Genomic DNA, 25,234 nt, shown 5'->3' with positions numbered 1-25,234 from the left:
CGCACTGATTTTTAGTATTCTTGATTAAATCAGTGCTACGAGTTTAAAAGCTTCAATTTTACAGTTTTGCGTTGATGCTTTTAAACATTGTTTGGAATTTGGCAACGGTGGGCAGTTTACCATAGGCAAAATGTAATTTTCGAATTGGCAAAGCATTGCTTTTGCATGTTCTTCCCTTCGCTTTGCCGTAATTTTTAGTATTCTTGTTTACAGTGGCTGCGAGGTTAAAAATTGTTTTTTTAGTACTGATAATTTACTATAGGCATGCGGAATCTGCAGGCTGTTATTGTTGATACACCGATTAGTGTAACAGCAACTTAATTACCGAATGCTATGAACGGTTTACGGGTTAAACAATCCGATTTCAGGGGCACGGACTCTTACCAAGGAAATATAATCTTTTTGATTATCTTTGATAATATCCTCTATTCTGAATTCCGAAATTTGCTGAAATGTTTCGATTCTAAAATGTCCATAGGTATCAAAATACGGAAAGAATACCAGCACCTGTTTATAATGCCGAATCTTTGGTGCTGTTTTTTCTTCGTTGATGACCCCAAGATAAAAGTGCCCCGGCTCGGTTGCGGCAAGATAGTAGAGCAGGGCGTGTAAATATTCTATTTGATATCCGGTATCTTTAAGATAGCCGACAAAAGGGGGGCTTGATTTATCATTCATAGGTACCGAGAAGGTCAATGCAAAAGGTTCTATTTTAACATCTACACCGGATTTATCGGGATATACGGTTCGTTTTACATCTAAACTAAAGGCAGCGGAGGCAAGATTCCTGATCCAGTCAATGCTTAAAAAGGCTTTTCTATCTTTTTGATCCGCCTTGTTAAAATGTGTGTCAGGAATTGATGTAGCTTTTTTTAAGGATGAAACATAAATTCCTTGTCCCGCAACCGGATAAATAATACCGTCTATAACCCATTTTGCAAAACCGAGCGTATCCACTCCGCCGATAACTTCTTTGGGAATCTGATCAATACGCAGATTGCGAATAATTTCCACATCTTTTTGCGGTGTTCCGTCTGAAATATGTACGGGCCTGCCCGATTCATCAAAACAACCATTTGGAAGCGGTACCAGTCCATAACTTTTTTGCTTAATGATTTTGGTCATCGACTCAATCGCGCTATAACTTCCCGGCGGGTTAAAAAGTTCCCACGGCAGAACGTCTTTACTAATGCTGCGAATGTTAATTAAAGAGAAATATAATAAGTCATTAAAGGAGACGCCGAGCGGCATATCTTTTCTGACGTATGCATTATACAAACAAATATCAATAAAAGATTTTCCTTTTTGCTCAACTGCTTTTGCGGGGTGTAAGAGAATATATAAATTCGGATTTTCTCTTGGGAGTATTTTAATTTGTACAGGCTCACCGCTTACGTCATTACGATATAAAATCCACGTACCTTGCGGAAGCATATTTTTTCCTGTTGCGCTATACTCATTTATTTCAGGGATAACCATCACAGCTATTTGTTTTTTTTCGGGTAGAGCCTGTGCTTTAACCGTAAAGGTATTGCCGTTAATATCGGTGTACGTTTTTTCTGAAAGGCTTAACACATCTTGAGGAGCAGCAAAAAACCATGTTTTTGCAATAACTTTTCTGATAAGCGAAGAATCGGGAATTCTGTCAAATGAAAAAAGCGGTTGTTTGTTATCAGGTCCAACAAATTCAGGTTGGACTCGAATTTCTATATTATATTTTTTCCCTAAAGCTTCTTCCGTTTCTTCGGAAAAAATCGGCATTAACAAGAGAATGCAGCAAGCAAAAGATACGTGTTTTAGTTTCATACTTTTCTCATATCGGCAAAAATTGATAAATACATAAGCCTTGTGTGCGGAATACATATAGAATGTGTACAACAAAGGGAACATGAACACCGCTGTTGAAAAAACTCATACATCAATTTTTACCGAACTCCTTTTTAATAACAGATAAAATCCTTATCGATAAGAAAAATCGCTGTCGCCGATAAATTCTCTTAAAATAGACTGTCCCGGTACAAATGACGGAGAAATAGATAAAAAGTTATTTAAGAACATAAGTAATCTTGAAGCTTCGCTATAGGAGGGATCCGTCGGTTTTACCGTGCGTAACAAGGGCTCCGCATAAATTTTTAAAACCGAAAGTTCATAGTCTAACGCGGTATTGAACATCGCATCCGCATTTCCCTGATAGGGAAAGATATATTTTGCTTCTCCCGAGCGTACATTTTCCCACATTTCGATTGTTTTTGAAGCGGCGGTGCTTCTGAATTGCGCATCGCGGACAATTCTGCGCAGCAGTCTATTGTCGGATGTCGGTATTCTGTTGTGATCGTCAAGATTGAGTTGAGTTAAAGCTGAAAGATAGATTTTGAATTTTAGATTAGGATCTATTTCTGCGGTTGTTTTATCGTTTAAACCGTGAATTCCTTCCATAATTACAATAGAGCGTTCATTGCATTGCAATGTTTTTCCTCGATACTCACGCTCTCCCGTTTTAAAATTATATGAAGGCAATTCAACCATTTCTCCATTAAAAAGTTTTAAAAGGATTTCATTGATAAGCGGAACATCAATTGCTTCCAGACACTCATAATCCGGCTTGCCGTCTTCTCCGATCGGTGTTTTTGCCGAACCTAAGTAAAAATCATCAAGGCTGATAATATGAGGGTCAAACCCGAGAACTCGCAGCTGCATAGAAAGTTTTTTTGCCGTTGTTGTTTTTCCGGAACTTGAGGGACCCGCAATCAGAACAAGTTTAACGGTTTTCTTTTCTTCTATTTGTCCGGCTATTTTTGCAAGTTTATTATTTTGCATTGTTTCGATAATTTCAACATAATCTTTTGTTTTTCTTTTTTCGATAATAGTATTTAACTGTCCGACAGCAGATACGCCGACCAGTTTTCCCCATTGTTTATATTCTTTGTAAACAGTAAAAAGTTGCGGTATGTCATCAAATACCGGTAATTTATCAGGCTCCGCAGTAGAAGGAAAACGCAGTAAAAAACCTTCGCCGTATGGCATAAGTTCAAACACCTTTACTTCTCCCGTTCTGTCCATTACCGGTTGAAAAAACAGGTCATGAAAATCTCCAAGTTTATTAATCAGAATTTTAGGTTTACTTATATAAGAAAGAAGTTTATACGTGTCGGGTTGATTTGAATTTTGGAACATTTCAATCGCTTCTTCATAAGAAAGCCAGCGGGTTTGAATTGGTATATCAGCTTCCACAAGCTCCCGCATTTTCTCTTCAATTTTTTTAAAGTCTATTTTCTCGGTATTATTTCCTTCAAGTGTATAATAATAACTATAGCCAAGGCTGTGGCCTACCAGCAGCCTTGGCTCTGGGTAGAGTGCTTGTGAGGCGGCTGCAAGCAGCAAACACAGGGTTCTGCGATAAATTTTTGAGCCTTCTTGAGTACCTTTTAATACAGGCTCTACACTTGCGCGTATATCAATGGTTTTACTCAACGCAACGAGCTCATTATTAACCTTCATACCGTAAACAGTTTTATCAATGTTTGGCATATAGGCCAATAAGGCTCCGGCAGAAATAGGTTGCACAAATCGCTTTTTTTGTTCGTTTGGAAAGCGTATGGTAAATTCACTCATGGTTGTTCTCCTTGCAAAATTATTTTATTCAAGATTGATATTCTACTTGACAAAATATACCTTTTCTTTTATTATATCAACCAATCGGGATGTAGCCTAGTGGCTAAGGCGTCTGGTTTGGGACCAGAAGATCGGGGGTTCAAATCCCTCCATCCCGACCTTGAAGTGTTGTGCTTGGGATCATAGCTCATCAGGATAGAGCAACTGCCTTCTAAGCAGTAGGTAGGGGGTTCGAGTCCCTCTGGTCCCACTTTAAAAAAAACTGCAAATTTTGGGATTTTATCCCCTTTTTCCCTGTTTTTTTAAAGTTTGCTGCTTAACAATTTAATTCTATTTAAGTCCAAAATGCTAATTTATTGCTACATATGAAACGTGCAAAGCTTGATATTTTTGAAAAATTTCTTGGTATCAACAAAATGTCAACAAGGAGTATGTAGCCAATGGATTATCATATTTTTAAAAAGCCTGAATTATCAAGTTAAGCTGGTATAACGTTTTTTTAATAGCTCGATCATATTCTTTAATAAATCTTACAAAAATCATAAAAATTTTTATAAAAAAGAGAGTCAGACACAACGGTTTCATTTTGACGTCCTTGTCAAAATGAAACCTACGAGTTTTAAAGCTTTGCAAATAGTTTTGCTTTAAAACGTCGTTTCTGTTTAGAACCACCGCCGTCCATGGCGGTTCTGAGTTTTTGACGTCCGTGGCAAAACCAAACCTGCGAGTTTAAAGCTTTGCAAGCAGCCTTGCTTTAAAACATCGCTTCTGCGTGGAACCACTGCCACGCACTGATTTTTCGTATTCTTGATTAAATCAGTGCTGCGAGGTTAAAAGCTTCAATTTTATAATTTTGTGTTGATGCTTTTAAACATCGTTTGAATTTGTTCTGAGTTTGACAACGGTGAGCAATTTACCATAGGAATGCTGAATCTGCAAGCTATTATTGCCAATGCTCCGATTAGTATAGCAGCAACTTAAGTTAGAAAACGTTGTAGTAGACAGGGATATACAAAATCCATAAAAACTTCTATCGGCAGTCAAAAATACTGAGCTGATGTTGACTTTTCCAATACCTAAAAGGTGATAATATTTTATTCATGCATAACCCTCTGTGCCACGTTTTAGGCTTACGCACGAAAAAAATAACCGCATAGAGAGCTAGAGGTGATAGCCGAAGTCCGTGATTTAGTTTTTTATGTTTGTGATAAAACTAAGTCGACGAGTTTAAAATGAGAATTTTTGGTTTTAAACATCGCTTTACAATGGCGGTTTGTACCTAATTTAACTCCGGCTATTTACAAGCAAATCGGATAAGAGAAAAATTTCAAAGCGCAGCGTCCATAAATGTATGATTTTATGTCGCTAAAAGTGGGGACATTTTTATAGTGGCTTGACACAGCATTTTTACTTCCCTTGCTTTTTCTTTTTTCTTGTGGTAGTATTCTATTTCTAAAACAAAAATTTTATCAATTCGTATAAGGTATTTACCCAAGAGGAAGAAAAAATGCTTGAAAAAATAACCGATACATTCAGCGGAATTATTCGTAAAATAGGCGGAAAGGCAACAATCACCGAAAAAAACATCGAAGATGCGGTTGAAGAGATAAAAACAGCCTTACTTGATGCGGACGTCAACTTGCGGGTTGTGCGCCGCTTTATCAATGCAACAATTGAAGAAGCAAAGGGAGAGACCGTATTAAAATCGGTTAATCCCGGGCAGCAGTTTGTAAAAATTGTGCATGATAAGATTCTTTCCTTTTTAGGGGATGACAAACAAGATTTACAATTGAAAGGCCCTGATACTCAATCAGTAATTTTATTTTTAGGGTTGCAAGGTTCCGGAAAAACAACTTCTGCGGCAAAACTCGCCGCGCGCTTAAAAAAAGAAGGAAGAAAACCGCTTCTTGTAGCCTGTGACCTTGTTCGTCCCGCCGCTATTGAACAACTGTCTGTTTTAGGCACTCAAATTGAAGTTCCTGTGTATAAAGAAGAGTCTAAAAATGCGGTTCAAGTAGCAAAAAACGGACTTGCTTTTGCCAAAAAAAACTTTTATGACACGGTTATTGTAGATACCGCCGGGCGCTTACAGATCGATGCGGAAATGATGAATGAAATTATTGCAATAAAAAAAGCGATAAATCCGGTAGAAACTTTGCTTGTTGCGGATTCTATGACTGGACAAAGTGCCGTAGATATTGCAAAAGAATTCGACGGTTCGGTAGGTCTGTCAGGCGTTATACTTACTAAATTTGATTCGGATACAAGGGGTGGCGCCGCTCTTTCATTAAAAACAATTACCGGCAAACCGATTTTGTTTATCGGAACAGGCGAAAAAATTGAAGATTTAGAGCCTTTTTATCCGGAACGAATTGCAAGCAGAATTCTCGGTATGGGAGACATTGTTTCATTAGTGGAAAAAGCGCAGGAAACAATAGATGCCGAGGAAGCAATGCGTTTGCAGAAAAAGATGGCAAACGAATCCTTTACCTTATCTGATATGCTTACACAACTTGAGAGCTTTGAAAAAATGGGTTCAATAGAATCTATGCTTGATATGCTTCCCGGGTTAACGGGAAAAATTTCTCAAGAAGATATTGATAAAGCAGGATTAAAAAAGCAGAAAGCGATTATTCAATCAATGACGATTAAAGAAAGAGAAAATTTTCGCATTATCGGGCCTTCTCGCAGAAAAAGAATTGCACGCGGATCCGGCACCTCTGTCGGAGAGGTGAATAAACTTTTAAAACAATTTGAAAAAACCCGTCAAACCATGCGCAAAGTTGCAAAAAATAAAGGCTTGCAGTCCAAATTGATGGGCGGAGGTATGGGAAATTTTTTCGGGTAAACGCCGAAAAATGAAAAAACCGGCAGTCCTCATTTATTCAGTATTTTTTCTAAGTGCTCTTTTTTCCGAAACTCCGTTTACAGAAATCTGGTACAAAAACGACGGTTTGCAAAATTGCTCCGTGTCCTTTATCCGAAAAAAAGACAGAATTGCCTTTGTGTTTCAATATACTGTTGATGGAGAATTTTACTGGGATTCAGGAACTATAACCGGACAAACAGATAGCGAGGCTGAAGGTGTTTTTTTTCAGCAAAACAAAAATATTACAGAAACATGCAAAGCGATTTTTACTTTAGATAGTACCGACTTGCATATACGAATAAACGGTACACCGCCTACTGCCGGAGCACAATTTTCATATGCCGGAAGGTATTGTCGTGATAAATCTCGTTTGCGGGTTATATCTGATAATTCTATTTTTTTTAAAACAGAGAAACAGCGGCACGCATTTCAATCACTGTGTGGCAGCGAGCAGGATTTTATTCTTAAATATATGAAATACTATCTGCCTATTCCCTCAAAAGATCATTTTATCACAAGAGCATATGAAATCTTTTCCTCCCTTGAACAAAAAAAACCGCCGATGCTCCTTGCGTTTAGCGATGATTTTGTTTATTTTATCTTTTATGATCCTCGCCCCCGACCTTATCCCGAAATACGTTTTTTCTTAAATGCACCGCGGTACAAAATGTTACCTTCCACATTTTATCACTATGTTACAATTCATGATGATGCGGTTTTTGTCCGCCATTAAAAAAGATACGCGTGCATAACGGCATCCGGTTATATACATAAAACTGACCTATATTAAAACGCTATCTTTCCCGTACAATTATAAATTGTAGTATAGTGCTTTTTAATTCGTCCAAATATAAAAGAACTCGACACGGCGCAACGGTGGGCAGTTTACCATAGGGCGAAGTTTTGAAAATTTACTGTAACTTCGCCAACGAGTTTTAAAGCTTCAATTTTACAGTTTTATGTTGATGCTTTAAAACATCGTTTGGAATTGAGCAACGGTGAGTAAACTTACCATAGGAATACTAAACCCGCAAGCCACCTGTCGATGCGCTGACATATACAGGGCGTTAATGGCAAAACGTTACAGTAGTGTACATCCGACTTGCATTTTGAATAGCTTGTGTGGAAACCGCGCTGTAAAAAGAATGCAGCACGGAGAAAAACAGATTCAAAAAAACTTTTAGCCTCAGATTCGGTCAATCCTCTTTTATTTTTAATAGGGAAAGGAAGGCGGAGCGTATCCTTGGATTTTAAAAGTAATAGTATTTTATCGGGTATCGTGATATAATTTTTTTGTAGACAAGCCTATTGACGGTTTTTCATATAAGGGAGATTAACATGAGAAATGAAGATTTATCGACACGGGCTTATGCTTTCGGAACTTTTGGCAGAGATATGGTATTCGCCCTCGTGAGTATGTATTTATTGTATTATCTTACGGATGTAGTCAATATTACCAAAGAAACTCTGGCATGGGTTTCTCTCATCATGGTGAGTTGCCGTATTTTTGATGCTCTGAATGACCCAATCATGGGGGTAATTGTTGACAATACCGAAACTGGGTACGGCAAATTTAAGCCTTGGATACTCGGCGGTATGATTTTCTCCGCATTGTTTACCGTATTACTTTTTACTGACTTTGGATTACAAGGAAAAAAATTTCTGCTTTCTTTTGCCGTTCTATATTTATGCTGGGGATTAAGTTATACCGCACATGATATTTCATATTGGTCAATGCTGCCGGCTCTTACGCAAGACCAGAAAAAACGGGGAAAAATCGGATCTTTTGCAAAAATTTGCGCAACTTTGGGGCTTTTTTCTGTTGTAATTAGTATTATTCCCATCACGAATTATCTTGCAGAACGTTTCTCAAGTAAAACTCAGGCTTTTCATATATATGCGTTCGCCGTTGTATTATGTATGCTTCTTTGCTTAACTCCAACACTTTTATTTACCGTCGAAGATAAAACTATCCAAAAAACAAAGCCATCAACTCCTTTAAATGAACTTTTTTCGGTTATTGTAAAAAACGACCAGTTGCTTTGGATCACAATTTCTATGGTATTATTTACGATCGGATATACAACAACCTCGAGTTTCGGAATTTATTATTGTAAATATCTTTACGGGAACGAAAATGCGTATAGCCTTTTTGCTCTGGTTTTAGGAATTTCCCAAATTGCTTCTTTAGCGGCATTTCCGATTTTGTCAAAAAAACACAAACGTTCAGGGATCTATCAACTTGCGATTGTGCTTGTTATTTGCGGATATTTTCTGATGTATTTTTCAGAGTTTTTACTTATCCTTATTGCAATTGCAGGTTGTTTTATATTTTTTGGAAGCGGATTAATACAGATTCTTATGCTTATGTTTATAGCCGATACGGTTGAATACGGACAGCTAAAACTTGGCAGAAGAAATAATTCTATAACTCTTTCTCTACAACCGTTGATTTATAAAACAGGCGGCGCCGTTGCAAGCGGAATTGTGGGAGCCACACTTATTTTTTGCGGTATACAAGAGCAAGGATTTGAAATAATGTCGCCGGCACAAATAACGTTATTTAAAATAGCGATGCTTGTATTTCCTCTTAGCTGTATTATTTTCGGGTATTTTATTTATACCAAGAAATATATTATTGATGAAAAAAAATATGCCGAGATTCTTGCAAATCTAAACGAGGATAATTCCGATTCCGCACCCTCTAAATAAGCCGGATTTTTTAGCTATCGTTGTAGAATTTTTCAATTTCTAAAAAGAGTTGCGAAGTTTTAAACGGATACTTGTTTTTTTGAAACCCGCATAAAAAGCAGGAGCGAGAATATTGTTACAAGAGTCAGTATGGCGGAAAGGGCTGCGGCAACGCCGTAGTTTCCGCGAATTACTTCTGTGTAAACCGCCACGGTGAGTGTTTGCGTTTTTGCGGTGTACAAAATAATCGCCGTGGACAATTCGGTAATCATGGTAATCCAGCTTAAGATAGCGCCTGAAATAATTCCCGATTTCATCATTGGAACCGTAATCTTAAAAAACGTGTTCAGCTTACTGCTCCCGAGAGAGAGCGCCGCTTCTTCAATACTTTGAGGAATCTGCTGAATGGTTGCAACACTTGAGCGAATGGTATAGGGAAGCCTTCTGATAATGAGGGCGATGATCATTATAGTAAAACTGCCGGTCAGTAAAAAAGGTCTTCTATTAAATGCTCCGAGTAAAGCAATACCCACCACTGTTCCCGGAATAATATAGGGAATCATCGACACTATATCTATTGAAGAGCTTAAGAGATTTTTCTTTCGCACAGTGATATACGCAATAAAAACCGCAAGCGAAATAATTATCGCTAAAGAAATTCCCGGTATGATAATAGTGTTTTGAATTGAAGTACCGAGTTTTGAAAAAGCGGTTGTGTACGAGATAAACGAATATCCTTTTTGAAAAACCATCCCTTTTGTTTTTAAAAAGGAAGTATAGAGCACATAGAGTTGCGGCGCTATTGCCAGCGCGACAATACCATAGCTAAAAACATATATCAGTATTTTCTTTATGCCGTGTAAAGGCTGCTCATGAATCGGGTGCAAAGAACTCATGCTCACCGCATTCTTTTTTGCAACATATTTTTGCAGTAAAAAAACTATTGTGGTAATAAGAATGGCAAGCACCGCGATTGCCGAAGCAAACTCATCACTTCCGCCAAGCTCGTTGATAAACTCATCAAAGATTAAAACAGGAAAAGTACGGTAGCCTTCACCGATGAGCATTGGGGTGCCGAAGTCGGCAAAGGCGCGCATGAATACCAGTAAGGCACCTGCTAAAATTGTCGGCAAGATGAGCGGAACCAACACGGTGATAAACCGCTTTACGCCCTTTACGCCAAGGCTTTCGCTTGCTTCAAGCAAAGAGTTATCAACTGTTGCAAGCGCTCCTTCAACATACAGGAATATTAAAGAAAAAAGCTGCAGCACAAAAACAAGCAGTATGCCGTTAAATCCGTAAATAGTCATTCCTGTTAATCCAAAGGCGGAGTGCAGCAAACGAGTGATGACGCCGTTTCTTCCTAAAAGCAAAATCCATGAGTACGCACCGATGAACGGGGCTGACATTGAAGATAAGATGATGAATACCCTGAGAATTTTTTTACCGCGTATACGGTAAGCGGTAAAAAAATAGGCAAGCGGCACACCGATCAGTAATGACAAAACGGTCGCAACGGTTGAGATGACAAAACTATTAGAGAGTGTGCGGTAATAAAATGCTTGCGAAAAAAACTTTTTAAAATACGCAAGCGTAAAACTGCCGGAGCTTTTATCAAAAACCGCTTTGAATAAGAGCACACAAAGTGGATACAATAAGAAAAGTGCGTACCCGAAGGCAATCACTAAGGTAATTATTGTCCATGAATCAAATTTTTTCTTTTTCATGTGTATAACAGGTTTATAGAGCCGTCAGCGTTAAAAACATTAATTTTTTCGGTTTTAATCTTCAAATGAACACTGCTCCCTACGGGAATTTCGCTAACGTCGCTTTCTTCAACAATGTCAATTTCTATTTCATCATTGAGCGAAACACGGTAGTGAGTTTCCGAGCCTAAGAAGGTACTGTCAAGAATTTTTGCCGGCACTCCTTCATCAGCAAAAGAAAAATCTTCGGGACGAATCGAAAGCTGTACTTCTTGGTCTGCAAGCGGCAGCGGCATAACCGGCACCGCGTTAAGCAGCACGTGCTTATCTTTTATCATTGTTTTGATAATATTGTTTCTGCCGATAAAGCCTGCCACAAACACATTTTTCGGCCGGTGATAAATTTCCCGCGCGGTGCCTAAGTGCTGAATCTTTCCATCTTTCATAATGGCGATATAATCACTGATTGCCATTGCCTCTTCCTGATCATGCGTTACATACACGGTTGTAATTCCGATTTCCCGCTGAATACGCCGGATAACACTGCGCATATCAATCCGCAGTTTTGCATCAAGGTTTGAAAGCGGCTCGTCCATCAGTAATACGCTCGGATGAATTGCCAAAGCGCGGGCGAGTGCAACGCGCTGCTGCTGCCCGCCCGAAAGCTGCGCCGGCATTCTGGTGCGGTATTGTTCAATTTGCATCAAACTTAAAAAATAATCAGCTCTGCGTTGAATCTCTTCTTTGGAAAGGTTCCGTTGTTTTAAACCGAACTTCACATTATCTTCAACCGATAAATGGGGGAATATTGCATAGTTTTGAAAAACCATGCCGATATTCCGCTTACTCGGATCAAGGTCATTTATCAGCACATCATCGAAAAAAAAGCTGCCGCCTTCAATAGAATTAAAGCCGGCAATCATGCGCAAAAGCGTAGTCTTTCCACAGCCGCTCGGCCCAAGCAGGGTGAATAAAGAGCCGTCGGGAATTTCCACGCTTAAGTTTTGTATGACAACGGTCTCACCGTATTTTTTTACCGCATCTTTGATAAGAATTTTACTCATATCGACTAATTGCTTAATTCTACAAATATTTTTTTATACTTTTCAACCAACTCTTTTTTATGTGTATACACATAGTCCATATCTTCATCGATAACATGAATCTGAGAAAACTCTTTCATCCCTTTTGGTGTTTTTCCGTTTTTGATAACCGGACGATTGCTGGTTGTTTCCGCAAAATTATTTTGACATTCTTCGCTGATAATAAAATCAATAAATTTTTGCGCAAGAGAAAGATGTTTTGCATCTTTTACGATTGCACTGCCAGCGGGTAAAAACACCGAGCCCTCGGACGGGAAAATGATTTTTACCGGTGCTCCGGACTGTTCCAAGGAAACAGAAGGATCCTCATAGGTTAAACCGATACTCATTTCTCCGTCGGCAACCGCCTTATACACGCCGGAAGAACTTCCCTTTATTTTTCCGTCAACATTGCGATACAAATCTTTTACAAATTCCCAAGCCTTTGCATCTTCATACCCGCCCATTGCCAAAAGAATATTGGTAAGCTGCGCAAAGGCACTTGAAGAGTTTGAAGGATCCGCACTCGAAATTTTTCCCTTATATTCTGGATTAAGCAAATCGGCATATCCGGTAATCGGCGCTTTCACCAAGTTGGTATTGATAAGCAGGCAGCTGCCGTCTAACGTATAGGGCGTAATAAAGCCGGTGGTGTTTTGATAAGCCGGAAGAACATTTTCATTATTCGCGGAAACATAGTCCTGAAACAAATCTTTGTTATCGCGAATGCTTGAATAACTGCCGCCCCAAAGCAGATCCGCATAGGGGTCGGCTTTTTCCGTTTGCAATCTTTTCAGCAACTGTCCGGTGCCCGCCTGAATTAACTCAACCTTTACATTATACTTTGCCTCAAATGCGGGGATTGTCGCTTTTACCAAGGTTTCACTGTTGGGACTGTATACAACCAAAATGTCCTCTGTTTGACCTTCACCCTTCGCACATCCGAATACTGCACAAGCCAATAACACCGCACAAATAATACCGATAATTTTCCGCATATTTTTCTCCTAATAAAAATTATTGTAAATATTGCAAAACGGAACTTAAAAAAACAAAGCCCCAGCAAACTCTTTTTAATTGTAACAATTATAATAACTGAATTTATTATAAGTCTTTCCAAGTCATTTGTCAATTATAATAAACTACCGCTGCATTCTTTTGATAACTTGTTCTATTTTTAATGTGATTTTATACACATTATAAAAAATTTTATAAAAAAGAGCCCCGGTTTAGTTTTTGCCGTCCATGGCAAAAACTAAACCACGAGTTTTAAAAGCACTTGGAAAAAATTTGTGCTTTTAAAACATCGTTTCTGCGTGGAACCACCGCCATCCGTGGCGGTTCTGATTTTGCCGTCCGTGGCAAAACCAACCCTGTCTGCTTGGAACCACGGGCATCCGTGCCCGTTCTGAGTTTTTGCCGTCCATGTCAAAACCAAACCTGTCTGCGTGGAACCACGGGCGTCCGTGCCCGTTCTGATTTTGCCGTCCGTGGCAAAAACTAAACCTGCGAGTTTTAAAACTTTGCAAATACCCTGTTTTAAAACATCGCTCCTGCTTGGAACCACCGCCATCCGTGGCGGTTCTGATTGATATATTTGTATTGATGCTTTTAAACATCGTGTGGAAGGCAGGTCTAAGGGCTGCCCAAGCCCTTAATGCGAAGCATAAGCGGGGTTCAAGGGGCAGCCGCCCATTATTCATGCGCAAGCCCTGAATCTCTGCTTTTTTTGTTGAAAAATATTGCAATTCCTGTTATAGTTACCTCTATATAAGGAGTAACCGAATGCGTGTAATTATTAAGCCGAATTATGACGGTTGTGCAAAGTGGGCGGCGGATTATATTTGTAAAAAAATCAATGTGTTTCAGCCGACGGAGGAAAAGCCTTTTGTGCTGGGACTTCCGACCGGTTCAACGCCACTTGGAGTATATAAAGAGCTTATTCGCCTGCACAAGGCAAATGAGATTTCTTTTAAAAATGTGGTAACCTTTAACATGGACGAGTATGTTGGACTGAAGCCCGACCATCCGCAAAGTTATCATCGATTTATGATGGACAATTTTTTTTCGCATATCGATATTGATTTAAAAAATGTGCATATCTTAAACGGGCTTGCAGAAGATTTAGTAAAAGAATGTGCGGACTATGAGGCGGCAATTGCGTCATACGGCAAAATTCATTTGTTTATGGGCGGCATCGGGCCGGACGGGCATATCGCATTTAACGAGCCCGGCTCTTCACTCGCTTCCCGTACCAGAGTTAAAACATTAACGCAGGATACGGTTATTGCAAACTCAAGATTTTTTAACGGGAATTTGAATGAGGTTCCCAAAACCGCTTTGACGGTCGGCGTAGGAACCATTATGGATTCTGAAGAAGTGATGATTTTGGCAACCGGGCACAACAAGGCGCGGGCGCTGCGGCACGGAATTGAAGAAGGGGTAAACCATCTGTGGACTATTTCCGCCCTGCAGTTACATCAGCATGCGATTATTGTTTGCGATGAGCCGGCAACCTATGAGTTAAAAGTGGGTACGGTCGCTTATTTTACCGATATAGAAAAGAAAACCATCGGCTGAAATTTGCTTCCGAATACAAAACCTCATAAAACAAGATGACAACAAAAGAAATTGCGGATATTTTAACACAAGCCCTCAGCACGGTTATTAAGGGGAAAAAGCGGGAAATCAGTCTTTTTCTGACAGTCTACCTTGCAGGCGGGCATATTCTTATTGAAGATATTCCGGGAACGGGCAAAACAACCTTGGTAAAAAGTTTGGCAGCCCTCATCGAAAGGAATGGGGAGCCGGTACAATTTCAGCGGATTCAGTGTACACCTGATTTGTTGCCGTACGATATTACCGGTGTTGATGTTTTTAATGCGGCGGAGCAAAGGTTTGAGTTTATGCCCGGCCCCGTGTTTGCGGATATTCTGCTTGCCGATGAGTTAAACAGAACGCCGCCGAAGGTGCAATCCGCCTTGCTCCAAGCAATGGAAGAGTGGCAGGTAAGCATCGGCAGAGAAACACATGCGCTTAATCCGCTTCTTTTTATTGCCGCAACGCAAAATCCTACCGAAACGCTAGGAACCTATCCGCTGCCGGCAGCACAGCTTGACCGCTTTGCCGCAAAGATTTCTTTAGGCTATCCTGATGAAGCGGCGGAGCTTGCTATTTTGCAGGAAGACCCCGCCGCCTCTGAACTGCCTTTGCTGAAACCGCTTGTTTCCGAATCGGATATTCTTGCTTCGCGGCTTGAGCAAAAAAAGGTATTCATTCACCCCGCCTTGGAAAAAGCGATTGTGCAAATCTGCAATAAAACCAGATTACATCAGGAACTGAAACTCGGCGCCTCTCCGCGGGCGGGATTGCAATTAGCAAAAAACATCCGAGCCTATGCGCTTATGCAAGGGCGCTCGTGGGCGGAAGACAAAGACATTGCATTATTTGCTCCCTATACCTTAGCACACCGTTGTATCGGAGCCGAGCGCGGCATCAATGTATTTGCGGTTATAGCTGCTGTTACCGGCGAAGTATTATCAACGATGAATAAAAAAACAGATTGGTCAAAGGGCGCTGAATGAAATTCCGCATATCGATCGGCGGAGGTCTGTATCTCGGTTTGAGTGCTTTGTTGCTTGCGCTCGGCATGTATCGCATGGAATTGTTTGCGATAATTTCCGGAGCGGTGCTTCTTGTCTGCCTCCTGTTTGCCCTAATTAATCTCGGACTCTCTCTTTTTTTGTGGCGGAACGAAACCCCGCTTTTACTGCAAAAAGAAAAACAATTTACGGTTATTCCTCAAAACAAAAAAAATACATTTCCGCTCACACTTCCGGGAGTTGCGTGTTTTTATGAATTAGTGTATACGACAGACAGAACGCAAATACGAAAAGAGAAAATACGTATACAGTTGCACGGCGGCGAAAAGACAATTCAGGCTTCCGATTTTTTGCGCGGTAAATACGTTTGTGAATCTTCATCGCTGTGCTTTCGCGATCTCTTTGATTTTTTTTGTATAGAACTGCATACAAAAAAGGAGTCCGTACTTCGTCCGCTTGTTTTCCCTGCGCAAACGGCGGAATCCGTGCAGACTCCCATTCCCTTTATACCGGCGCTTGAATCCGACAATAAAAACAGCAGCCTGCGTACGCAGGATATGTATGAATCCCGTCCGTATATTCCCGGCGATGACCTGCGGAAAATTAACTGGAAAGTGTATGCGCATACGCAAGAGCTTGCTGTCCGGCAAGGGGACTTTACGCCGCCGCCGATACAATCCTTTTTTGTTTTTATCGAAGAGCCCTGCGGAAGGCAAAACAAAAAAGTTCTGTCCGCAATATACGATGAGTGTATTGCAAAAGTTTGCGGCTTTTTACTAGAGCTGCAAAAACACGAACCCGATATAATTTTTTTATTTGCAGCAAAACGCGGGGCAATTCAAACGGCAAAACTCTTGCACACCGATGCGGAATCGCAAAATAAGATACAATCATTATTGGCAATTCCGCAGGTGCAAAAAACACCTCATGGTATTCAGATACAAAACTTGCTGCCGGTGCTGGCTGCGGAAAGTATTCTATTGTATTTTTATCTGCCGCTTGAATCAAATGTACATCCTTTGCAAACGCTTAGCGCTTCACCGGTAAACAAAAAAATTGTTTTTTATCCCGTATCGATAAAGCCTTCAAAAACTTTGAGTTTGTACGAAAAACTTTTGTATCAAAATAAATTTGAAAAGCAGCGGTCAACGCTTTCCGCCAAAATTGCATCGGCAGCTGAAATTCATTTAGCGGAATATGAGAGGAAAAACCTGTATGCCTATGCGATTTAAGATTCTTTTTTGTTTTAGAATTCTTTCATGGCTTTTAGTGTTGCTTATTCCCTCGCTGCATTCGGCTGCCTTTTTTCCTTTTTTTGTGCTGCCGCTTACCGCTCTTTTTTCAATTACTGCGGCAAGCATTATCTTCGGCAAAACCACGTTAAACACGCGGGCGGCTTTCTTGTTGAGCTGTGGACTGACTGTTCTGTTTTCGTTTTTTATTCTTGTCTTCCTTGCGCTTATTGCAAGTAGCTTCACCGATATTTTGTATTTACGCATACGAATCCTTTTGCCGGTTTTACTGCTTGTGCAAATACTCTGCGGCGGCAGCACAATTGCTTACCTTAAAATAAAACGATGGAAAACATTTGAGCCTGTGGTATTGCTGATTCTTTTTGCCTGTTTGTTTTGGAATCAAGCGGATTATCAATTAAGCGTTTTCTCTCATTCGTTTTATGCAGGTGTTTTTGCCGCTGCTTTTACGCTGCTTTGTTTGGTGCCGATTATTGTCGAAGTAAAACCCTTTAAAAAGCTTTTCATATTTTTTACCCTATTTATTCTGCTTATTGCTGTTTCTCTTTTACTCATTTTAAACACATATAATAAATTTTCCGTTGCAAAAAACGGCGGCTTATTGCAGCAGACATTGTTTAAATTTGATTTCTCTCCTTTTTTAACCTTACAGGATGAAATCAAAATAAGCGACAATTTACTTTTCCTAGTGCATATTCAAAATGAGTACTCGTACGCGTTTTTACGCAGAATGTATTTGGGCGGCTGGGAAAAGGATAAAGGCTTTTACGAAAAGGCAGCCTATGATGAGGTGCCGCAAACAACGCAGCTTCCGAAAAACGCAGAAGATCTGCCGCATCAAAAATTCGGATTGCGCGAAAAGGTGAGCCAAGAATACTTTATTGTAAACATAGACTCACGCTCTTTTATGGCAATTGATTATCCGACAAAGGTTATCCCCTATAAAATCTGGGATACGCTTTCGTTTAACAGCGCCTATCAGGTTGAAAGTGAAATGCTGCATAATATTCCTCAGGATATGTTTACCGCATCGGCGCCTACCGGAAATAGCTCCGAAGGTTTATCAAAAAAAGATTTTAACTTTTATACACAAATAGATTCGCAAACAGCGGAGCTTGTGCAACCCATTGCAAAAGAGGTAACAAAAAATGCCGCCTCGTACAATGATAAGATATTATTATTGCAGCATTTTTTAATTGACGGTGAATACCGGTATTCCTTAAAACCGGGAAAGGCTTCCGACGGCGATCAGTTAAAGCATTTTTTAACGGTATCGAAAAAAGGTTACTGCACCTATTTTGCTTTTGCGTATTGCCTCATGCTGCGGAGTCTCGAGATTCCCGCCCGCGTAGCCGTAGGTTTTTTTATGCAGCCCGAATCGGGCGTTTTAAATTATTATCCGGTGCGAGCAAATATGGCGCACGCATGGGTGGAAGTTTTTTTTCCGAATATCGGCTGGGTAACATTTGACCCAACCTCACAGCAGCTTGCGGAAGGTGAAAACTTGGAGTTTTCGTTTGACAGCGGCGGCGATGAGTTTAACCGCCTTTTATCGGAAATTCTTGAAAACAGAAAATCGCTTACCGAAGCGTATTCATTTGAGCCGTCCGATTCTCAAAGTTATACGGAAAGAATAAAACTTTTTATCAAACAGAATAGGTATGCTATGCTCATTATTTTTGCCGCTGCGCTGGTGCTGACTCTTTTATTGTATGCAATAACGCCATATCTGATTATCCGTTATTCTAAAAATAACAGAAAGATAATTTTAACCGCTGACAAAGTTACAAAACATACAATTGCCGCATTACACCCGCTTGTGCAAAAGGCAAAATTTGCTCCCGAATGTACCGATGAAGATTCGGCAGCGGCGCGTACAACCGTCAAATCACAAAAGAAAAAAATCGGCATGTTTTTCTTTTGTATTTTCTCCTTTTCGTTTTTTAATCTCTTTGCGGAAACACCGGAAAATTTATTGCGCCAAGCGGAGATTGCATCAAATGCTGAAAACTGGGATAAGGCGATTGAACTTTTACAGCAAGGCATTAAAGAGTATCCCTTAAACACAAGCTTTGCGTTGCGGCTTGGCGAGTTGTATTATGATAATCAATTATATCAGCCTTCATACAATGTGTTAAAAAAGGCTTTAAAGCTCAGTAAAGAAAATGCTAGTGTTTTGCATGCACTTGCAAATTCAGCCGCCGCATTAAATAAGGATGAGGAAGCCCGCGAGCTTTTTCTTCAATACCTTGATAAGGTTCCGGCGGATCTTTACACTTGGGTTTCGTACGGCTGGCAATGTTTTAAAACACACAAGGCGCCTGAAGGAATCAAAGCGCTTGAAGCAGTGAGTAAAAAATACGGCGAAGACAGCGGCATTTATAATGTGCTTGGCAATTTATATTCTGAGCTTTTTAATTATCAAAAAGCGGAGGAAGCATACAATAATGCAATTCGCCTTGCTCTGAAAAATGAACAGCGATATTCGGCATCCGTATATTATTATAACAAGGCAATCCTTGAATCAAATTTTTATCTTTTTGATAAGGCTGTTGAAAATGCAAAAAAATCAAATGAGGTATACGAACGGGCTTCGGGAACACTGATGCTTGCGGAGCTTGAAGCTCGGCAAAATAATTTTTTGCAAGCCTTACAGTATTTTATCAAAGCCGCTGCGGAGGACAAAACGCCGCTTTCATACATGGGACTTGCTGAAACCTATCTGCGTGCGGGTAATATTCAAAAAGCGGAATCCTTTCTTTTGCAAAGCTTGCAAAAAAAGGATGAATCATGGATTTCAAATTACGGCATGAGTTTGTCGGAATATCGGGCAGTTTTATATTCTCTTTTGCAAAAATTATATCAGATGAAATATGCAAAGCAAAAAATAACGCTTACCAAAGGATTTAGAGAATGGTGTGGCAAACAAAAAAACTTACTTACCTATTCCTTTTACGCACATTATTATCAGGGGCTTGCGGATGTGTATAACAGCCGAGTGATAAAAGAGTATGAAAAAAATAAAGAAGAAGATGAATCTTATCGCTTGTATCGCTCCGGTTTTTATTATAAGGCATTACAAAGATTTCCGCATAAGGCATTGCCCTATCTTATTGAGGCGGAAAAAACGGAAACCTTTTTTATTCCGACGGCAAAGCCTTCGTACATGGCGGAAAAGGCATTGCTGCTTAAAGATCCCGAACTCATCAATAAAGCTTTGAACGTCCTTGATTCACAGTGGGAAAAAGAATTGCTTGAAAAACTTTTGGGAGCTGCCTGCTCTCTTGAAAAAAATAAAAGAAAAAAAGCGGAGCTTGCCGGAAAGTTATTCAGAATAAACCCCGCCGCCTTTATTCATCAGGGGCTTAAGCTGCCGGTGCGCATATTGATTCAATTTGATGCGGCGGGTCAGCAAAAAATATCGGAAACAAAATTTACGGCACTTTTGGAAAAATCGCTTTTTACACAAGCCGAAGATTCGCCCTTACAATTTGAATGCCGATATCAGAACTCCGTTTTTTATATTGCAATAAAACAGAATGCAGCGGTTTTCTTTGAAAAAGAATTCCCTTTGCAAAACATGGATAAAAAAAAGGCTATTGATATCATCAATAGCCTTTCAGACAGTATTTTTACAAGCGATTACTGAATAGCCAGTAACTCAAGCTCAAATACCAAATACGCATCGGGAGGAATAACGCCGCCCGCACCGCGAGAACCGTATGCCAATTCCGGCGGAAGAATAATGGTTCGTTTTTCTCCTTTTTTCATTTCCGCCGCCTGCTGGTCAAAGCCGGGAATAAGCTGCCCCGAACCCGCTTGAAATTGTATCGGCTCATGCATATCGGAATCATCAAAAACTTTTCCGGTTTCAAGCAAACTGCCCTTGTATTTTATTGTGAGCGTTTGCCCGCGCTGTGCTGTTGCTCCGCTGCCTTCTTTTGTTACCAAATAAAAAATACCGTTTCCGGTTTGTTGTGCCTTCGGCCATTTTTCTTTAATTTTGGCAATCATCGCTTTTTTTTGATTTTCTTTATGCACTTCCGCCATTTTTCCCGCTGCTTCCTGATAGGTGTCAAAATGCTCTTGGTCGGCGATAAATTTTTTTGCAGCTTCTCCCTTACGGAAAATCTTTATTGAAATAATCTTATCCCCTTGCGCAATTTTGTTGACTACCGGCATTCCTTCAACAACTTTTCCGAATACCGTATGTTTTCCGTCAAGCCACGGTGTTGCAACATGCGTAATAAAAAACTGAGAACCGTTTGTGTTCGGGCCAGAGTTTGCCATCGATAAAATGCCGGGGCCGGAATGTTTTAACGAGGGAACAAATTCATCTGCGAATTTATATCCCGGTCCGCCGGTGCCGTTTCCTAAGGGGTCGCCGCCTTGTATCATAAAGTCCGCAATAACTCTATGAAACTTCAGTCCGTCATAAAATGGTTTACCCTTTGCCGCATCCAGTTTTCCTTCCGCCAAACCTACAAAGTTACATACGGTAAGGGGCGTTTTGTCATAAAATAATTGCAAAACAATTTTTCCCTTATCGGTTTCCATCACCGCATATAAGCCGTCTTTTAATGTTGCTTCAAGTGTTTCGTCCATAATTGATCCTTCTTTGGTTGTTTTTCCGGTAAAAATAATTGCCGTAGCGGTTGCCGTGGCAATTAAAATAAAAGCAATAGATAAGATAATAAGCAAAAGCTTATTTGTTCTCATTTTTTCCTCCGTGTTCTTTTTATATTTTTGCTGCTTAAAACCGGCGAATTGTTTTATGCCGGTCAAAATGACAGTATCGGTATCGGCATAATCGGGACAAAGACTGATTAAAAGTTTTTAATTCCCGAACCTTTTATAACGTTTTGTAATTAAGCTGCTGTTATCTAATTGGAGTATTAGCAATAATAGCTTGCAGATTTAAGCATTCCTATGGTAAATTGCTCACCGTTGCGCTGTGTCGGGCTCTTTTTTATAAAATTCTTTGCAAGTTATATTAAGTGAATTAAAAGACTCGATCGAGATATCAAAAAACCGTTACACTATTCTTCCGCCGCCTCTTCTTTTGGTTCGTAGTGTTTTATAAACCATGCAAATAAGGCATCTGATCTGTTTGCAAGAGAATTTTCAAGTTTTTTTGCAATGCCCGCAAGACGAAGAAAATCAGCTCGCGTTACGCAGTATACGAGCAAGTAATCCCCTAAATTATGCACGGCGATTGCCGCTTTTAATTGTTTTGGTTTTATCACTTTAAAAATAGAATATTTCAGCGTATCGATATTTTCTGAACAAAAACCGGTACCGTCCTCTTCTTCAAAAAAATGATATTGATAAATATATTCTCCGAATGTTAAATCTTTTTGCAGCGCAAAAACCGAAATGTTTTTTTCAGGGTTATCAACCGGATCCGCAATTCTGTTTTTGTCTTCCGGGTTATCCACTACATAGGATTTTTCATACAGGGTGCGCATTTTTTTTCTGCTTGCGGAATAATATTCCAAGCCTTCCAGTTTTGAAAGGGCACGCAATACGGAAGTTATGCTTTCGTGATTTTCTATAGGCTCATTTTTTTTATATAAATAAAGAGATTCCAAAATAAAGGCAGGGGAGGAACCCTCCCAAAAGCGAGCTGCTTTTTCTGCTGCCTTTGTCATTGGTTGCAACGTCGCCCGCATATCTTTTTGCCGATATGCCGAATATCGCAGCTCCCCGTTTTCCAGTAAAGCGTTGACCGCAGGAGAAGGCAATATCTTCTCGAGCTTTCCTTTTATATTATCGTCAAATGGAAGGGCTGCATCGGAAAAAGCAGCAGCCATTACAAAAAGAAACAATACACAAAATCGCCACGTATATTTCATAAAACCTCATCAGAAAGAAAAGTGTTTTGGATACGCGTATCGTTATAAACCTTTATATGATACTCGCACCTGCTTATATAAACCGTTTCCTTCGCTTTTGGTTTCAATTCCGTTTATGGTACTTAAGGCGGTGTGAATCAATCGCCGCTCATAGGGATTCATCGGCTCAAGTAAAATAGAGTTTTTACTCATTGCAACCTTGTCCGCCGTGTTATATGCAAGGCGTACCAGCGTTTCTTCTCGACGTATCCGATAATTTTCACAATCAAGCATAACTTTAAAACCGGGGTTTTTAATTTTGCTTGCATAGACATTTGCCAAAAATTGCAGAGAGTCCAATGTCCGTGCTTTTTTTCCGATAAGCATGGAAGAGTTGTCGGATATGATGCGCATAAGCGGTCTCTTATCTTCACGTCCTGAAAGCTCAATTTTAGCCTCATAACCCATCCGTTCAATAATTTCGGAAAGAAAATGCATAACTTCTTTCTCGTCTTCGGTTGCTTCTCCCGTATTCGCAATAGCGGCGGGGCTTTTTGTTTTATGTGTATCTTCACGTTTTAGTTGAACGCTTTCATCAACATGTACTCGTATTTTTGCAAAGCCCTTTTTAAATAAAGAACCTTTTTGGATTTCGATAATTTCAACATCAAACTGATCTTTTTCCAAGCCGAGTTCAGCTACAGCAATATCAATAGCATCTCGCTCATTTTTACCTTCAAACTCATAGGTCATTTTTTCGCTCCTTTCCCGTATTTTACTTCTTTTTTGTTTTTTGCATCCGATGTATGATGCATTGTTTGCTTAATAAAAAGTTGTTGTACTAATGTCATTAAGTTCATTGCCGTCCAATATACCAATAATCCTGATGGCGCATTATAAAATAAAAAGAAGAAGAAAACCGGCATAAAATACAACATCATTTTCATTGAAGAGTTTTGCTGTTCTGTTGCCGGAGGTTGTGTTATTTTACTGAATACAATTTGAGAAACCACATATAAAATGGGCAACAAACGCAGATCCGTCCAACCGAAGAAGGGCACTGTAAACGGTAGCTTCCAAATACTGTCTCCAATTGAGAGATCGGGAATCCAGTGTGGAATAAACATTGCGCCACGGAATTCAAAATAGTTGTTAAACAATCGATACATGGCAAAAAGAAAAGGCATTTGCACAAGAAGCGGAAGACAACCCGAAAGCGGATTATATCCGGCTTCTTTATAAAATTTTGCCATCTCTTCATTTAATTTTTGCGGGTTGTTTTTATATTTTGCCTGAATTGTCTGCATTTGCGGCTGTAACTCTTGCATTCGCTGTGATGCAACAAAACTCTTTTTTGTTAAAGGATAAAAGAGAAGCTTTATGAGGAGTGTTACGAGAATAATTGCAACACCCCAGTTGGGAATGATTTTATAAAAGAACTGCAATACCCATTTTAAGCCGACTTCAAGCGGATAAAGGAGTCCGCCGCTTGCCGCAACCGAGTCAATGCGAATATTATCCAATTGGAATGGATTTTTTGACGGAATATTATACGGACTTAAATAATTTTCAGTGCAGGGACCGATATACACGTGATAGATATCGATGATTGCGCTACCGGCAATGATTTTACGGATGAGCGCAATTTGATTATCCTGTATAGGAGACTGCGCATTTTTGGGGGCAAGTAAAAAAGTTGATTGAATGGTGTTTGAATCCTGCGGTATAACGATTGTCGTAAAATATTTACCCGAGATACTTACCCAACCGACAGGGTCGGTTATTTCCTGCACACTATCTGTTTTTAGCGTATAACTTTTTGTCTTTTCTTTTTCTTTTGAAAAACTCATAAAAGTTCTATACTCATACTTATCGGCTGTATTCCAGTCGGGACCGATTTGCGGTGGAGTTTTTAGCGTATATCCTGCCGAATTAAAATTTAATCCTTTTAAGCTCTCATCTCCGTTAATCGAAACTTGTAATTCAAACATATAATTGTCAGGATAAAAAATATAACGTTTTGCAAGGATGAAAGATGAAATGCTTGCATCCTGATTGCGTATAGAAATTGTTTTATAAAAACCGATAGCCTGTGCACCGCCCGACAGTTTTTCTTCTTTTACATGAAAAAGTTGATCAACAATCGGAGCAGTCTGATTTCCAAGTGCAATAGAAAAAGCACGATTTGATTCTGTAAGGTTTTTAATCATTTCAACATTTTCTGTGCTGTCGGCACCGTAATGTTCCAGCAGCTTGTATGAAATAATATCTCCTCCCTTATTGGTAAAGCTGGCTTCTACCAGGGAAGTTTTAACAGTATATATTTTTTCCGTTAAGTTTTGATCATTCGAGTCGGGGTTTGAAAGGAATTCAACACCGCCGGCGGATTTGCTGCCGAGCTCGGTTTCAGCAACAAAGGTGTTTTGCGGAACAGTTTCTGTGGACTGTACCGATTTTTCACTTTGTGCAAGCTGCTGTTCTTCCTGAGCTGGCGGCGGATAGAGCTTCAACTGCAAATACGTTGAGCCTATTATTACCAGTGTTGACAAAATAATAGCAATAAGAGTATTTTTTTTCATTTATTC

The 25,234-nt window shown here is 39.8% G+C and carries 16 protein-coding genes and 2 tRNA genes; 9 read left to right on the top strand and 9 right to left on the bottom strand.

From position 1 onward, the window contains the following. Positions 1-342: 342 nt before the first annotated feature. Positions 343-1,806 (bottom strand): hypothetical protein, encoded by a 1,464-nt coding sequence (locus tag FUT79_RS09385; RefSeq protein ID WP_148883930.1) that lies wholly within the window; start codon positions 1,804-1,806, stop codon positions 343-345. A 153-nt stretch (positions 1,807-1,959) separates the two neighbouring features. Beyond that, complete coding sequence (locus FUT79_RS09380; protein WP_024752544.1) at positions 1,960-3,612, bottom strand: nucleoside kinase; 1,653 nt, start codon at positions 3,610-3,612, stop codon at positions 1,960-1,962. A gap of 85 nt (positions 3,613-3,697) precedes the next feature. Between FUT79_RS09380 and FUT79_RS09375 the strand changes: the two genes are divergently transcribed. The 5 genes from FUT79_RS09375 to FUT79_RS09350 all read left to right on the top strand — a co-directional run bounded on the left by FUT79_RS09375 (position 3,698) and on the right by FUT79_RS09350 (position 9,193). Beyond that, positions 3,698-3,770: transfer RNA gene (locus tag FUT79_RS09375), tRNA-Pro, on the top strand. A gap of 18 nt (positions 3,771-3,788) precedes the next feature. Next, positions 3,789-3,862, top strand: a tRNA-Arg gene (locus tag FUT79_RS09370). A gap of 1,257 nt (positions 3,863-5,119) precedes the next feature. Beyond that, positions 5,120-6,460, top strand: coding sequence for a signal recognition particle protein (gene ffh / locus FUT79_RS09360; RefSeq protein ID WP_024752545.1), 1,341 nt, complete (start codon positions 5,120-5,122; stop codon positions 6,458-6,460). 10 nt (positions 6,461-6,470) lie between these two features. Further along, on the top strand, positions 6,471-7,214 hold the full coding sequence (locus FUT79_RS09355; RefSeq protein ID WP_024752546.1) for a hypothetical protein: 744 nt from the start codon (positions 6,471-6,473) through the stop codon (positions 7,212-7,214). A 605-nt stretch (positions 7,215-7,819) separates the two neighbouring features. Continuing rightward, positions 7,820-9,193, top strand: coding sequence for a glycoside-pentoside-hexuronide (GPH):cation symporter (locus FUT79_RS09350; RefSeq protein ID WP_024752547.1), 1,374 nt, complete (start codon positions 7,820-7,822; stop codon positions 9,191-9,193). A gap of 59 nt (positions 9,194-9,252) precedes the next feature. Here FUT79_RS09350 and FUT79_RS09345 read toward each other — a convergent pair whose 3' ends face one another. Genes FUT79_RS09345 through FUT79_RS09335 form a run of 3 tightly spaced genes read right to left on the bottom strand, consistent with a single transcriptional unit; the run spans position 9,253 to position 12,958 of the window. Then, the gene (locus FUT79_RS09345; protein ID WP_024752548.1) at positions 9,253-10,899 is read right to left on the bottom strand and encodes an ABC transporter permease; all 1,647 of its coding nucleotides are present in this window, start codon (positions 10,897-10,899) and stop codon (positions 9,253-9,255) included. Next, the gene (locus tag FUT79_RS09340; RefSeq protein ID WP_024752549.1) at positions 10,896-11,942 is read right to left on the bottom strand and encodes an ABC transporter ATP-binding protein; all 1,047 of its coding nucleotides are present in this window, start codon (positions 11,940-11,942) and stop codon (positions 10,896-10,898) included. The genes FUT79_RS09345 and FUT79_RS09340 overlap by 4 nt, the downstream gene beginning before the upstream one ends. Positions 11,943-11,947: 5 nt before the next feature. Then, positions 11,948-12,958: an extracellular solute-binding protein gene (locus FUT79_RS09335; RefSeq protein WP_002696262.1), complete on the bottom strand. Its 1,011-nt coding sequence runs from the start codon at positions 12,956-12,958 to the stop codon at positions 11,948-11,950. Positions 12,959-13,745: 787 nt separating this feature from the next. Between FUT79_RS09335 and nagB the strand changes: the two genes are divergently transcribed. The 4 genes from nagB to FUT79_RS09315 are packed head-to-tail and all read left to right on the top strand — an operon-like array spanning position 13,746 to position 20,464. Next, entirely contained in the window at positions 13,746-14,540 is a 795-nt protein-coding gene (gene nagB / locus FUT79_RS09330) for a glucosamine-6-phosphate deaminase (RefSeq protein ID WP_024752551.1), read from the top strand. 35 nt (positions 14,541-14,575) lie between these two features. Further along, a complete protein-coding gene (locus tag FUT79_RS09325; protein ID WP_024752552.1) occupies positions 14,576-15,544 on the top strand; it encodes an AAA family ATPase in 969 nt (322 codons plus the stop codon). Continuing rightward, on the top strand, positions 15,541-16,794 hold the full coding sequence (locus FUT79_RS09320; RefSeq protein WP_024752553.1) for a DUF58 domain-containing protein: 1,254 nt from the start codon (positions 15,541-15,543) through the stop codon (positions 16,792-16,794). Before FUT79_RS09325 ends, FUT79_RS09320 begins: the two co-directional genes overlap by 4 nt. Further along, entirely contained in the window at positions 16,778-20,464 is a 3,687-nt protein-coding gene (locus FUT79_RS09315) for a transglutaminase domain-containing protein (protein WP_024752554.1), read from the top strand. The genes FUT79_RS09320 and FUT79_RS09315 overlap by 17 nt, the downstream gene beginning before the upstream one ends. On the opposite strand, the gene FUT79_RS09310 is transcribed toward FUT79_RS09315, so the two are convergent. The 4 genes from FUT79_RS09310 to yidC all read right to left on the bottom strand — a co-directional run bounded on the left by FUT79_RS09310 (position 20,458) and on the right by yidC (position 25,228). Next, positions 20,458-21,534: a peptidylprolyl isomerase gene (locus FUT79_RS09310; protein WP_024752555.1), complete on the bottom strand. Its 1,077-nt coding sequence runs from the start codon at positions 21,532-21,534 to the stop codon at positions 20,458-20,460. The two genes, FUT79_RS09315 and FUT79_RS09310, sit on opposite strands and share 7 nt — an antisense overlap. A 320-nt stretch (positions 21,535-21,854) precedes the next feature. Beyond that, positions 21,855-22,670: a DUF6675 family protein gene (locus FUT79_RS09305; RefSeq protein WP_024752556.1), complete on the bottom strand. Its 816-nt coding sequence runs from the start codon at positions 22,668-22,670 to the stop codon at positions 21,855-21,857. Positions 22,671-22,712: 42 nt separating this feature from the next. Beyond that, positions 22,713-23,402, bottom strand: a complete 690-nt coding sequence (gene jag / locus FUT79_RS09300; protein WP_148878864.1) for an RNA-binding cell elongation regulator Jag/EloR — start codon at positions 23,400-23,402, stop codon at positions 22,713-22,715. Then, positions 23,399-25,228 (bottom strand): membrane protein insertase YidC, encoded by a 1,830-nt coding sequence (gene yidC / locus FUT79_RS09295; protein WP_148889585.1) that lies wholly within the window; start codon positions 25,226-25,228, stop codon positions 23,399-23,401. The genes jag and yidC overlap by 4 nt, the downstream gene beginning before the upstream one ends. Positions 25,229-25,234: the final 6 nt, after the last annotated feature.

This window comes from Treponema phagedenis (assembly GCF_008153345.1).
In the GTDB taxonomy this organism is placed as follows: domain Bacteria; phylum Spirochaetota; class Spirochaetia; order Treponematales; family Treponemataceae; genus Treponema; species Treponema phagedenis.
This window is presented reverse-complemented; position numbering and strand designations above follow the sequence as displayed.

What these genes read in the sequence shown, in the direction of transcription:
- FUT79_RS09385 (WP_148883930.1), bottom strand. Translation starts at nt 1,806, where the DNA reads ATGAAACTAAAACACGTATCTTTTGCTTGCTGCATTCTCTTGTTAATG.
- FUT79_RS09380 (WP_024752544.1), bottom strand. Translation starts at nt 3,612, where the DNA reads ATGAGTGAATTTACCATACGCTTTCCAAACGAACAAAAAAAGCGATTT.
- ffh (WP_024752545.1), top strand. Translation starts at nt 5,120, where the DNA reads ATGCTTGAAAAAATAACCGATACATTCAGCGGAATTATTCGTAAAATA.
- FUT79_RS09355 (WP_024752546.1), top strand. Translation starts at nt 6,471, where the DNA reads ATGAAAAAACCGGCAGTCCTCATTTATTCAGTATTTTTTCTAAGTGCT.
- FUT79_RS09350 (WP_024752547.1), top strand. Translation starts at nt 7,820, where the DNA reads ATGAGAAATGAAGATTTATCGACACGGGCTTATGCTTTCGGAACTTTT.
- FUT79_RS09345 (WP_024752548.1), bottom strand. Translation starts at nt 10,899, where the DNA reads ATGAAAAAGAAAAAATTTGATTCATGGACAATAATTACCTTAGTGATT.
- FUT79_RS09340 (WP_024752549.1), bottom strand. Translation starts at nt 11,942, where the DNA reads ATGAGTAAAATTCTTATCAAAGATGCGGTAAAAAAATACGGTGAGACC.
- FUT79_RS09335 (WP_002696262.1), bottom strand. Translation starts at nt 12,958, where the DNA reads ATGCGGAAAATTATCGGTATTATTTGTGCGGTGTTATTGGCTTGTGCA.
- nagB (WP_024752551.1), top strand. Translation starts at nt 13,746, where the DNA reads ATGCGTGTAATTATTAAGCCGAATTATGACGGTTGTGCAAAGTGGGCG.
- FUT79_RS09325 (WP_024752552.1), top strand. Translation starts at nt 14,576, where the DNA reads ATGACAACAAAAGAAATTGCGGATATTTTAACACAAGCCCTCAGCACG.
- FUT79_RS09320 (WP_024752553.1), top strand. Translation starts at nt 15,541, where the DNA reads ATGAAATTCCGCATATCGATCGGCGGAGGTCTGTATCTCGGTTTGAGT.
- FUT79_RS09315 (WP_024752554.1), top strand. Translation starts at nt 16,778, where the DNA reads ATGCCTATGCGATTTAAGATTCTTTTTTGTTTTAGAATTCTTTCATGG.
- FUT79_RS09310 (WP_024752555.1), bottom strand. Translation starts at nt 21,534, where the DNA reads ATGAGAACAAATAAGCTTTTGCTTATTATCTTATCTATTGCTTTTATT.
- FUT79_RS09305 (WP_024752556.1), bottom strand. Translation starts at nt 22,670, where the DNA reads ATGAAATATACGTGGCGATTTTGTGTATTGTTTCTTTTTGTAATGGCT.
- jag (WP_148878864.1), bottom strand. Translation starts at nt 23,402, where the DNA reads ATGACCTATGAGTTTGAAGGTAAAAATGAGCGAGATGCTATTGATATT.
- yidC (WP_148889585.1), bottom strand. Translation starts at nt 25,228, where the DNA reads ATGAAAAAAAATACTCTTATTGCTATTATTTTGTCAACACTGGTAATA.